At 34.3% G+C, this 12596-nt stretch carries 11 protein-coding genes; 9 read left to right on the top strand and 2 right to left on the bottom strand.

Annotated elements, in window-relative coordinates; translation table 11 throughout:
- Positions 1-59: 59 nt before the first annotated feature.
- Genes ACTIEI_RS03835 through ACTIEI_RS03855 form a run of 5 tightly spaced genes read left to right on the top strand, consistent with a single transcriptional unit; the run spans position 60 to position 4886 of the window.
- A complete protein-coding gene (locus ACTIEI_RS03835; RefSeq protein ID WP_439504959.1) occupies positions 60-707 on the top strand; it encodes a response regulator in 648 nt (215 codons plus the stop codon).
- Positions 708-722: 15 nt separating this feature from the next.
- Entirely contained in the window at positions 723-1118 is a 396-nt protein-coding gene (locus ACTIEI_RS03840; RefSeq protein ID WP_439504960.1) for a response regulator, read from the top strand.
- A 7-nt stretch (positions 1119-1125) separates the two neighbouring features.
- Positions 1126-3030, top strand: coding sequence for an ATP-binding protein (locus ACTIEI_RS03845; RefSeq protein ID WP_439504961.1), 1905 nt, complete (start codon positions 1126-1128; stop codon positions 3028-3030).
- Positions 3027-4103, top strand: a complete 1077-nt coding sequence (locus ACTIEI_RS03850; protein ID WP_439504962.1) for a hybrid sensor histidine kinase/response regulator — start codon at positions 3027-3029, stop codon at positions 4101-4103. The genes ACTIEI_RS03845 and ACTIEI_RS03850 overlap by 4 nt, the downstream gene beginning before the upstream one ends.
- Before the next feature lie 15 nt (positions 4104-4118).
- On the top strand, positions 4119-4886 hold the full coding sequence (locus tag ACTIEI_RS03855) for a response regulator (RefSeq protein WP_439504963.1): 768 nt from the start codon (positions 4119-4121) through the stop codon (positions 4884-4886).
- A 2-nt stretch (positions 4887-4888) separates the two neighbouring features.
- Here the strand turns inward: ACTIEI_RS03855 and ACTIEI_RS03860 are convergent, their stop codons facing one another.
- Together ACTIEI_RS03860 and ACTIEI_RS03865 are read right to left on the bottom strand one after the other, a co-directional pair.
- Complete coding sequence (locus ACTIEI_RS03860; protein ID WP_439504964.1) at positions 4889-6877, bottom strand: sensor histidine kinase; 1989 nt, start codon at positions 6875-6877, stop codon at positions 4889-4891.
- Positions 6878-6975: 98 nt separating this feature from the next.
- Positions 6976-7950 (bottom strand): methylenetetrahydrofolate reductase, encoded by a 975-nt coding sequence (locus tag ACTIEI_RS03865; protein WP_439504965.1) that lies wholly within the window; start codon positions 7948-7950, stop codon positions 6976-6978.
- Between the two features lie 25 nt (positions 7951-7975).
- Between ACTIEI_RS03865 and lptB the strand changes: the two genes are divergently transcribed.
- From lptB to ACTIEI_RS03885, 4 genes are read left to right on the top strand one after another with little or no spacing between them, the layout of a single operon-like run.
- Positions 7976-8755: an LPS export ABC transporter ATP-binding protein gene (gene lptB / locus ACTIEI_RS03870; RefSeq protein ID WP_439504966.1), complete on the top strand. Its 780-nt coding sequence runs from the start codon at positions 7976-7978 to the stop codon at positions 8753-8755.
- Positions 8752-10260 (top strand): GH3 auxin-responsive promoter family protein, encoded by a 1509-nt coding sequence (locus tag ACTIEI_RS03875; protein WP_439504967.1) that lies wholly within the window; start codon positions 8752-8754, stop codon positions 10258-10260. The genes lptB and ACTIEI_RS03875 overlap by 4 nt, the downstream gene beginning before the upstream one ends.
- Positions 10261-10279: 19 nt before the next feature.
- Positions 10280-11035, top strand: coding sequence for a 3-oxoacyl-[acyl-carrier-protein] reductase (fabG, locus tag ACTIEI_RS03880; protein WP_439504968.1), 756 nt, complete (start codon positions 10280-10282; stop codon positions 11033-11035).
- Position 11036: 1 nt separating this feature from the next.
- Positions 11037-12587, top strand: a complete 1551-nt coding sequence (locus ACTIEI_RS03885; protein ID WP_439504969.1) for a SulP family inorganic anion transporter — start codon at positions 11037-11039, stop codon at positions 12585-12587.
- Positions 12588-12596 lie beyond the last annotated feature (9 nt).

Below are 12596 nucleotides of genomic sequence, written 5' to 3' on the forward strand. Positions count from 1 at the left end.
AATTTGTATAAGTTTTTAGTACAGATTCCTAATTATTACAAGAAACCTAAAAATCGAACATGTATTTAATTGGTATAATAGAAGATGATGTTCAACTGAGAAAGACGGTGGAGAATTATATCTCTCTACAGCATGATCTTTCATTGGTTTTTTCTTGCAATAGAATAGAAAAGTGGATTAGTATAAGACAAGATGCAGGAATTGTACCAGATTGTATTTTACTAGATATTGGATTGCCGGGTATTTCTGGTTTAGACGCTATTTCAATTATAAGTAGTTATTATCCTGGTGTGAAAATACTAGTTATAACTGGAATGGAGGATCCATTAGTAGCATGGCAAGCAATGATGAATGGTGCAAATGGGTTTTTGCTAAAGCCTTTTAGATTGGCAGAATTACAAAGTCAATTAGAAATTCTAAAATCTGGTGGTACCGTATTAGAGCCAGAAACAGTAACTGGATTAATTCAAACTGCAAGGTCAAGGTTTAATACTGATGGAGGAATTGAAAGGTTTCAGGAATTTGGTTTAACTCAGAGAGAGATACAGGTTGCAGAATTGTTGCTTGCGGGGTCTAGTTATAAGGAAATTTCTACTATTCTAAATGTTTCATACACTACCGTAAATGAACATATAAAGAACATTTACAAAAAAGTAAAAGTGAATTCTAAAATGGCTTTTATTAATAGGGTATCAAGAAAAAACTAAATTAACTATCACTGCATGACAGACTCAAATCACAAATACAAAATATTAATAGCAGATGATGATGAAATTAATAGGGTAATACTTAAACATATGCTGAAGTCATTGGATGTAGATATTAATAGTGCTTGTGATGGTTTAGAGGTTATGGAATATTTAAAAATACAAGAGGGCAAAGTGATTCTTTTACTAGATTTAAATATGCCTAATATGGATGGTACTGAAGTGATAACGGCTATAAATAACAATCTTGATTTAAGTAAAAGGGTTAAAATTATTGTAATTACAGCAAATTTATTATCTGGTTTTATGGGAGATGATTTAAATAGTAGGGTCTTAGCATGTTTTGAGAAACCAGTAGGTAGAGAAGAATTAATCAACACAATAAACATTGGCGTTGGTCAATTAAATTAGTTAAGTAATGAATCTGACGAAGGATCAATTATCTTTTATATTCAATAGTTTACCGCATGCGATACTATTTGAATCGTCGGATCATACTGTAGTATATGTTAATCAACCTTTTTGCACCATCTTTGGAATAGACGCTCCAAGCGAAATTTTAATTGGAACAAATTGCAAAGATAACGCAGTTGATTCTGCAGTATATTTTTTAGAGCCTTCTTTGTTTTTATCAAGAATTGAATCCATTTATGCTAATGGGATAGAAGTATTAAATGAAGAAATCAAATTTGCGAATGGTCAGGTATTGCTAAGAGATTATAAACCGATGACTAACAATGGAGATATCATTGGTCATTTATGGTTTTACAAAAAGCCAGAAGCTGAGATAGATATCATCAGTACTTCTCATTCGCAACGTCACTTTTATGAAGATTTATTAGATAATATACCAGCCGATATTGCCATTTTTGACCCGTCTCATCGTTATTTGTTTGTAAATAAATTGGCTATTTCAAAAAAAGAAATTAGAGAGTGGATTATTGGCAAAGACGATTTTGAATATTGCAGGTTCTACAATAAATCACTCGAGCCTGCCACTAGACGTAGGAAGTATTTTGAAAAAGCCATCCAAAATAAAAAGACCATCGAGTTCGAAGAAATCAATTTAGATGGTTTAGGTAATAAGGTATTTAATCTAAGAAGATTCTCCCCTGTTTTGGGAAAGGGTGGAATAGTTGAGTATATAATTGGGTATGGAATAAATATTACTAATATTAGAGAGAGTGAATTGAGGCTTCAGCAATATTATGATGAGCTCCGTTCTATGTTTAATAATATTGATCAGTTGGTTATTACCTTAGATATGACAGGTACGGTCAACTTTGTTAATTCCCAGTGGTTAAAATTAACTGGGCTGGGAAAAGATATGCTTGGAGAGAACAGCATATTTAGACTAATTGAGTCTGGGTTAGAGCAGTTTAGAAAAACCTTGTTTAGTGTATTCAGTGGATTTCCCGTTTTGCCCGGAAAAGAAAATCAAATTATTATTACCGATAAATCTGGACGGCTTAGAAATCTCCGTTATTATATGGCCAGGTTCAATCAAGTTGAAGAAAGGGGGCAAATAGTAGCCATCTTTTTTTCTGATATAACCGATCAATTAAATGCAGAAAAAGATTTGTTGGATACTGCACTGCGGGAGCGTAGCTTAAGTGATATGAAAACCAATTTTATGTCGATGGTTTCTCATGAATTAAGAACGCCGCTTTCTGTTATTTTATCAAGTGCAGAGATATTAGAAATGATTTACGGTAAGCTTGCTTCTAATGAAGCGAAAAAGGGTGAAACGTATATTAATAGGATAATTGGGCAGGTAGATAAAATGACCCAATTAATGAATGATTTTTTATTCATAAGTAAAATTGAGTCTGGCAAAATTCAACCGCAATTTGAATGGATTGATGTTGAGGAATTACTCGAAGAAATAAAAGAAGAGTCCTATGATCCTTGGAATGATGGACGTGTATTAGAAGTGCGCATAAAAGGGAATGCAAAAGTTGTCAAGTTTGATAAAACAATGCTTAGGCATATTTTGATCAATCTTTTGAATAATGCGTTTAAGTATTCAGTTAATACTACTGTAGCCCCTTTAATTAGAGTGAGTTATACTCCATCTTGGTGGTTTATAACAATCTCAGATAATGGTATTGGGATTGAAGAAGCTGATATAAATAAGTTAGGAGAGCCATTTATTAGAGGTTCAAATGTAGGTGATATTGAAGGCACCGGTTTAGGCCTAATGACTATAAAATATTTTACCGAACACCATAAAGGATTTTTACGAGTTAGAAGTAAAAAAAATAAAGGAACAATTGTAACGATTAGATTTTCTTATAATCTCAACAAAACAATGCAACCATGAATAAGCATATTTTAGTAGTAGAAGACGAAAAAGATATTCGAGATTCTCTAAAAACGATTTTAGAATTGAACGATTTTATTGTTGATGTTGCTGAAAATGGACAAGTTGGTCTTGAAAAAGCAACCGCAAATAAACCTGATTTAATTCTTTGCGATGTAATGATGCCCGTGTTAGATGGATTTGGTTTATTAGAGCAATTGAGGAGTAATGGAATTGAAACACCATTGATTTTTTTAACTGCAAAGGCACAGTATAATGATTTAAGAACAGGAATGAATTTAGGCGCCGATGATTATATCTTTAAGCCTTTTAAGAGTGCCGAATTATTACAGTCTATAGAAAGAAGGTTAGAGAGAAAAGATCAATTAGAGCAACACTTAAAGAGTTTAGTCAATAGCTTGGAACAAACCATTATGTTAATGGTTGGTCATGAGTTCAATACGCCAATGCATGGAATTCTTTCTTTTACTAATCTAATAAAAAAGAAAGCAAATGACTTGGCTAATCATGAAATAGAAGATTTCTGTAATTATTTAGAAAAGTCTAGTCATCGGCTGCAACAGACGTTTAGTAAAATAAAAGTGTATTATGATTTGAAATTATCGGGTATTGCCCCAATGAGTGACCGGACTAAGTTTAGGGTAGATTTATTGATTCAGAATTTGGCTACAAAGATTGCAGGAGATTATAATCGTTCATCTGATTTGGTTTTTGCGAATATAGAAGCATCTGAAATTAATGTTAGTTTAGAACTGTTCTCTATTGCATTGTATGAATTAATTGATAACGCATTTAAGTTCAGTGAGAAAAATGCTAAAGTAACTATCGCTGTTACCAATGATTCAAATAGAGTTAGTATATCAATTTTAGATCAGGGTACTATTTGTAAAGCTGCAGAGTTGCGTATCCAATCTGGATTTATAGGTCAAATTAAGCGATCTAAGTTTGAGCAACAAGGGTTAGGAATAGGTCTTGCCCTTTCTTTATTAATTATAAATAGCCAAAATGGTCAATTGTATTTTGAAGACATTGAGCCAAATGGTATTAGAACAGAAATTTCTTTGAATCAATAATTTTTACTCATGAGCATGAAAAAGAAGGTATTAATAGTAGAGGACACCAAAATGTTAAGAATGTCACTTGAGGTAATTCTTCAAGAAACATACGATGTTGCGGGGGCTGCAGATGGTAACGAAGCATTAGAGATTTTACGCGACTTTAGTCCAGATATTATTTTATTAGATTTAATGTTACCTTATCCTTTGGATGGGTTCTCTTTGTTAAGACTATTTAAAAGTAATCCAACTACCAATAGAGTACCCGTCATCATTATTTCGGGTATGTCAGGAGAAGATAAAATCATTCAAGGATTAGAATTGGGCGCTAATGATTTTTTAGTTAAACCTATTAAGTCAAAGGAACTCTTACTAAAAATCAGGAATCTAACTGGTATTGTTCAGGTTAATGAAGAAAATGCTAAGCAGAGTAGGCTTTTGTCTACCCGTGGAACTGCGGTAAATAATTCAAAAGATTTTTTTGAAGACTCTTTTGAAGCAATTGTAGAAAAATTGAATGAAGATGATTTAAATACCATACCGTCCATTGCCAAGAAATTGTCTGTTAGTGTGTCTACACTTGAAAGAATGATTAAGGCAAAATATAAAATGACTCCCAAGCAATATATTACCGAAATCAAGTTAATGAAGGCTGAAGTAATGTTGCGTCAAGGAAATACCAGTGTAAAACAGGTTTCATTTCAATCCGGGTTCAACTCAGTAGCTTATTTTTGTCATTGCTTTAAAAAGAAATATGGTAAACCGCCAAAGTCTTATTCAAGTGCATTTGTTTCAAAATAGGCTTATGCAATTGTAGGTAAACATAGTGTTACCGTGGTGCCTTTGTTAATGGTGCTTGTTAAACTGATTTTTCCTCCATGCAATTCCATAAATTGTTTAGCTACAGAAAGACCAAGCCCTGATCCTTGATAAGTGATGGTATTAGAAGCTCTATAAAATGAGTGAAATACTTTTTCAATTTCATCTTCAGGAATACCAATGCCATAATCTTCTACAATAATAATTGCTAGATTGTCTTTATATGAAATAGACAATTGAGGATTAGGACAACCTTTTGAATACTTAAATGCATTGGATATAATGTTGGTAAGTACATGCATGAATAATAATTCATCTGCAGCAACTTCTTTTTCCGCTATTTCTTCTTTAATAATTAAAATTCTTCCATCAGCCTCTTTCTGAAAATAAGTTTTTATAATCGAACGAATAAAGTCTGACAAATTAATTGGCTGAAGATTATATGCCAATTGTTTTGCATCATATCTACCTACTAAGAGGATATTATCCATTAATTGAGTCATACGGTCAATTTGATCTTTAATCATTTCGGCCGATTCTTTTATCGTGTTAGATAAAGCAATATTTAACTTTTTTGCAGTTAGTTCAATGACTTCTATATTAGAAAAGATGACTGTTAAAGGAGTTCTAAATTGATGGGAAGTTAATGATACAAACCCTGCTTTTAATTCTGCTAACTCTTTTTCTTTTTCTAATGCTATTTTTTTATCGTGAATATCAATGATACTGCCTGCTATAAAATAATCTTTTACAGATGCTGCTTTATTTTCTCTTAAAGTTAATTCTACCCAACGCCATCCATTGCCCTTTTGTTTTAGTTTAACCTCAATGGTTGTTCTGCCTTTATCTGAGTCTTTAAGTGATTCAATTTGTTCATAAATATAATCTGACTCCGTTCTTTCAAAAAAAGTAGTGATAGCTTCCATTAAACAATCAGATACTTTAAAGCCAGTTAATTCCTTCCAGTAACTGTTCATGAAAGTGATTTGGTTGTAACTATTTAGTCTAAAAACCGCTTCTCCTAGATTATTAATCAGCCTATCGAATTCGTTTTTTTGCTCTTCTAATATTTCTTGCTGTTTTTTTAATGGAGTGATATCTACATGGGTCCCAACCATATAAATTGGCTTTCCGGTTTCATCTCTTTTTGCAATACCGAATCCATTAATCCAAATATAATGACCGGATTTATGTTGAATCCTGAATTCGTTTTGATAGGTCTCAGTTGCATTAGTGAAATATTCTTGGAGGGTTTTTTCAGTATGTTGAACATCATCCGGATGAACCCTTATTTTCCAATTCTCATAGGTATGTTCAAATTCATTTGGCTCATAGCCAAGCATTTCCATGAAAATGGGAGAGTAATTTAATTTATTATTGGCTATATCCCATTCCCACATCCCTTGCTGAGATGCTTTGATGGTCATTTCAAATCTTTCTAATAATTTATTTTGTTCTATGGTTGCTTTTTCTCTGGATAATCTGATACCAATATTCCTTGCCACAGTGTAAAGCGACTGAACTACTTCTGGCTCCCATTTGTCTTTAGTAGTACAATTATCATATCCCATCCATCCCCAATATTCACCATCACAAAATATAGGAGTGAATAAATAGGTTAGAATACCTTGAGACTCCATTATTTCTTTAAAAATTGGATTAGTAGACTCTTCAACTAATCCATAGGTAAATTTGTCTTGTGATAATGTGTCGTATAACGTGGGAAATAAATCATAAGAGAGATTGCTTAGTTCTGGATTGCCAATTTGTACCTCAATCCCCTCCCTACACCATTCATGGGTATAAAATAATCTTACTTCGTTGCTGATATTTTTATTTGTGAAAACGTAAACACGATCTACCTGTGTTGCATAGCCCAAGATTGCAATTACTTCATTGATTGCTTTGTCTATATCACCTTCTGAAAGTAAGGCACTATTGGCTCGAGAAATGCTATTAAGTAAGTGAAGCATTGGGGGTTTAATTGATTTCCCCAAAATTATCAATATTTAAGCGGGAGGCTTATCAATTAATCGCTAATCAAATATCAATTATTCGGATTAAACAAATTTTAATAAACAGCCTTCACTACATTCCAAATAATCTTAGGTTTTCCGAGGGTATAATAGTGTAAAACGGGTACACCAAAGGCTTTGAGTTCTTTGCTTTGTTGTATGAGCCACTCAGTTCCTACTTGCTCACAGTCGGCATCTGTTTTACATTTTGAAATGGCATTGGATAAATCGGTTGGGATGTCTACATGAAATATTCTTGGTAATACAGACAACTGTTTTTTATTGGTAATAGGCTTTAGTCCTGGTATGATGGGCACCGTAATCCCCATATCTCTACAGGCTTTTACGTAATCGTAAAACTTTTGATTATCAAAAAACATTTGAGTCATGATATAGTCTGCACCTGCGTCTACTTTATCTTTCAATCGTTGTAAATCAATTTCTAAATTAGGTGCTTCAAAATGTTTTTCTGGATAACCTGCAGTGCCAATACAGAAATTGGTTTTACCTCCATTTTGTATGTCTTCGTCTAAATAAATACCACTGTTTAAATTCACCACTTGTTTTTGTAAGTCGATGGCATATTTATGACCGTCTGCCTCTGGTTCAAAACTGGCTTCATTTTTTGCAGCATCTCCTCTTAAGACCAATACATTATCAATTCCTAAAAAGTTGAGGTCTATCAAAGCGTCTTCACTTTCTCTTTTGTTAAATCCTCCACAAATAAAGTGCGGTACGGTGTCGATGCGGTAATGGTTCATAATAGCGGCACAAATCCCAACGGTACCTGGGCGCTTGCGCACTTCTACTTTTTCAAATGTGCCGTCTACCTTTTTCTTGAAAGCGGTTTCACTTCTATGATAGGTCACATTAATCCATGAAGGTTTGAATTCCATCAACGGGTTCAAATGATCAAAAACATGTTGGATGGTTTTACCTTTTAATGGGGGTAAAACTTCAAATGAAATTAATGTGTCTTTGGCCTGTTGAATATGTTCAGTAACTTTCATGCCGCAATATACAAACGACATATTACATTTGTACAAAGCGTTACCGGTGAACTTGACTATACAAACCAATAACCTCTACAAAAGTTACAAGGGCAGGACCGTTGTGAATAACGTATCTGTAAACGTAAAGCAAGGAGAAATAGTGGGTTTGTTGGGCCCTAATGGTGCTGGCAAAACTACCAGTTTTTACATGGTGGTTGGGTTGATTAAACCCGATGAAGGCAGTGTGTTCTTAAACGATCAGGATATTACCAAATTGCCTATGTATAAACGGGCTCAAATGGGTATTGGATATTTGCCTCAGGAAGCCAGTGTATTTAGAAAATTGACCGTTGAAGATAATATCATGGCGGTCTTAGAAATGACCACTTTAACAAAGGCAGAAAGACATCAGAAATTGGAGTCTCTATTAGACGAGTTCAATCTCCATCATGTTCGGAAAAATAACGGTGATAGCTTAAGTGGGGGAGAAAGAAGACGAACTGAGATAGCCCGTGCATTAGCAGTTGATCCAAAATTTATTTTATTGGATGAGCCATTTGCAGGTGTTGATCCTATTGCTGTTGAAGATATACAGGCTGTTGTTGCAAAGTTAAAATATAAGAATATTGGTATTCTAATTACCGATCATAATGTGAATGAAACCCTTTCCATTTGTGATAGGGCCTACCTATTAATTGAAGGTAAAATCTTTAAGCATGGCACTGCAGAAGAGTTAGCCGAAGATGAGCAAGTCCGCAGGCTCTATTTAGGAACTAATTTTGAATTAAAACGAAAAGATTGGATTATTGATATGGCAAAGGAAAATAGCGAACAAAACCTATGAAGTTATTAAGTCCTGCAATATCTCGTTTGGCCCGAATAAGGCATTGGCGCATAGAACAATGGGTAAATGAGCCTATTGCATCCCAACGTGAAGTACTCCAAGATTTAATCACCCACGGGCAATACACTGAGTTTGGTAGGAAGTACGGTTTCAATCAACTTTTCAATATTAGAAAGTTTAAAGAAGCGGTCCCGATTCATGAATACGAAGACCTAAAGCCTTATATAGACCGCATCATGGCGGGTGAAGAGAATGTGCTTTGGAATACTCCCATTAATTGGTTTGCCAAAAGTAGTGGCACCACAAATGATAAAAGTAAATTTATTCCTATTACTCAGGAAAGTTTAGAAGATTGTCATTTTCAGAGTGCAAAAGATGTGCTCACGATGTACTATAATAGCAGGACAGAAAGTGATTTATTAACTGGAAAGGGCTTGGTAATTGGTGGAAGTCATCAAATTAGTCAACTGAACGAAGACATTCAATTTGGCGATTTAAGTGCAGTTTTATTACAAAATACACCTATCTGGGCTAATTGGATTAGAACTCCGGAACTCTCCATTGCTTTAATGGACGAGTGGGAAGAAAAGATTGAAAAAATTGCCCAGCATACGATTAATGAAGATGTAACTTCTATTTCAGGTGTTCCTACTTGGACGTTGATTCTAATCAAAAGGATTTTGGCTATTACTGGCAAACAAACACTAAAAGAAGTATGGCCTAATTTGGAGTTGTATATACATGGTGGGGTTTCTTTCACGCCTTACAAATCGCAGTTTCAGCAGCTTATCGGAGAAGGTTGCAGTTACTTAGAAATGTATAATGCCAGTGAAGGATTTTTTGCTGCCCAGGTTTCTCCCGAAGAAGAGGGTATGTTGTTATTTACTGAAAATGGTATTTTTTACGAATTCATGCCTGTTCAAGAATATGGAAAACCTAATCCCAAAACAATTGGGTTAAAAGACGTGGTGGTTGGTGAGAATTATGCGTTGGTGATTAGCACTAATGGTGGATTATGGCGTTATTTAGTAGGAGACACCGTGCAGTTTGTAAGCAAATTTCCGTTTAAACTTAAAGTTACTGGTAGACTTAAACAATATATCAATGCTTTTGGCGAAGAATTAATTGCAGACAATACAGATAAGGCAATTGCAATTGCTTGCGAAAAAACGGGTTTATTGGTAAGTGATTATACTGCAGCACCTATTTATTTTGGAGAACAAAATCAGGGTGCACATGAATGGTTGATTGAATTTGAGCAAAAACCTAATTCTATTGACTCATTTGTGTTTGAATTGGATGCTGCTTTAAAAAGTTTGAACAGTGATTATGAAGCCAAACGGTATAAGGATATTGCGCTTTCTATGCCTGTGGTTCAAGTGTTAAGTCCTGGCTCTTTTAATAACTGGCTAAAGCAGAAAGGCAAACTAGGTGGTCAGCATAAAGTGCCTAGGCTAAGTAATGAGCGTATATTCATAGATGAAATAAAAAGTTTTTATTTGTAGACTATATTAATTGAATCAAATGAAATTGTTAGAAGGAAAAGTTTCTATTGTAACTGGAGCGGCTCGTGGAATAGGAGCAGCTATTGCATTAAAATTAGCAGAGCAAGGAAGTCATATTGTTTTTACGTATGTAAGTGATGGCAGTGCAGAAAAAGCTGCTGCATTAGCTTCACAAATAGAAGCATTAGGGGTAAGGGTTAAAGCCGTAAAAAGCAATGCAGGTGTTTTTGCTGACTGCGAAACTTTAGTAAATGATACGGTAAAAGAATTTGGTGCCATCGATATTTGTGTCAACAATGCCGGTATTTCAAAAGACAATTTGCTGTTGCGTATGACAGAGGAGCAATGGGATGAAGTGATTGATATTAATTTGAAGAGTATTTATAATATGACCAAGCAAGTAATTCGTCCTATGATGAAAGCAAAGCAAGGTAGCATCATCAATATGAGTTCAATAATTGGGATTAGAGGCAATGCTGGTCAAAGTAGTTATGCTGCAAGCAAAGCAGGTATCATAGGGTTTACCAAATCTATTGCAGCAGAGCTAGGTTCAAGAAATATTCGTTGCAATGCCATTGCACCTGGGTTTGTTGAAACAGATATGACACACTATTTAAAAGATGGGGAAGGTGCCACTCAATTTTTACAAAAGATTCCTTTGGGAAGATTTGGAAAAGCAGAAGAAATTGCCAATACTACCTTATTCTTAGCAAGTGATATGAGTTCGTATATTACGGGTCAAGTGATCAGCGTCTGTGGCGGATTAAATATTTAAAATGAAAAAAAATCTACAGCATACAGCATCAGATATTTTAGTTTCTATTGTTGTATTGCTGATCGGGCTGCCCCTTTGCCTAGGAATTGCCTTAGGCTCTGGGGCACCTTTGTTTTCAGGTATTATTGCTGGTATTGTAGGTGGAATTGTTGTTGGTTTTTTAAGCGGATCACAACTGAGTGTTTCGGGGCCAGCTGCTGCTTTAACAGGAATAGTTGTAGTTGGAATTAGTAATCTTGGTTCATTCGAAGCCTTCTTAGTTTCGGTTGTTTTAGCAGGTGTTTTCCAGCTAATTTTTGGTTATTTAAAAGCGGGGGTAATTGCACATTATGTGCCTAATTCAGTAATCAAAGGAATGGTTATGGCAATTGGACTGATTTTGATATTAAAACAAGTGCCTCATTTTTTAGGTTATGATGCAGACTTTGAAGGCGATGAAGGATTTTTACAAAACGACCAACACAATACTTTTACGGAGATTTCTTATGCATTTACTTCAATAAATACTTCTGCATTTATCATTGGATTGATAAGTCTTTTTACTTTATTGATTTGGCAAAGCAAACTGGTTAAAAAGAATAATTTCTCTATGGGATTACCGGGTCCATTATTGGTTGTTTTAATAGCACTTTCACTCACTTATTTTCTACCCTTTTTCGGATCAGAATTTATCTTAGCTCCTTCGCATTTGGTCAATCTCCCAATAGCAAAAAGTTTTACTGATTTCTTTACTTTTTTTACATTACCTCAATTTAATCATATAACCAATCCCTCTGTTTGGGTAACTGCTTTTTCGTTAGCAGTTATAGCAAGTTTAGAAACACTTTTGGCTATTGAAGCAGTTGACAAATTAGATCCTTTAAAAAGAATCACTCCAACTAACCAAGAATTGAAAGCACAAGGGATAGGAAATATTTTATCAGGCTTAATAGGCGGGCTGCCACTTGCTTCTGTAATTATTAGAAGTTCGGTAAATGTGAAATCAGGTGCAAAATCAAAATTTTCTACCATTTTTAATGGAATCTTGTTGCTATTCTGTGTGATATTTATTCCTGCTGTCTTGAGTAAAATTCCTTTGTCTGCTCTTGCAGCTGTTTTATTATACACTGGATTTCAATTGGTCAACTTTAATGAAATCAAAGCTATTTATGCCAAAGGCTTGGATCAGTTCATGCCCTTTTTGGCAACTGTACTATCGATCTTATTTACTGACATGCTTACAGGTATAGTAATTGGTATATTAGTAAGCTTATTCTATTTAGTTAGGAGTAATTTTAGATCGGCCATATTGGTAGCAAGTGATAATAATAATTTTTTAATCCGATTAAGAAAAGATGTTTCCTTTTTGAATAAGCCCATCGTTAAAAAACACCTAGAGTCTTTTCCTCCCAATTCAAACGTAATTATTGATGCTACCAGAGCAGATTTTATTGATAAGGATATCATAGAAGAGATCAATGATTTTATCAGTATTGCCCCCTCAAGAGGTATTTCTGTTTCTATCAAAAAAGGAAATTATCAACCCACCCATTTATTATTTAAACAGCCATAATCTTTATTT

The organism is Sediminibacterium sp. (assembly GCF_051860225.1).
Lineage (GTDB): Bacteria > Bacteroidota > Bacteroidia > Chitinophagales > Chitinophagaceae > Sediminibacterium.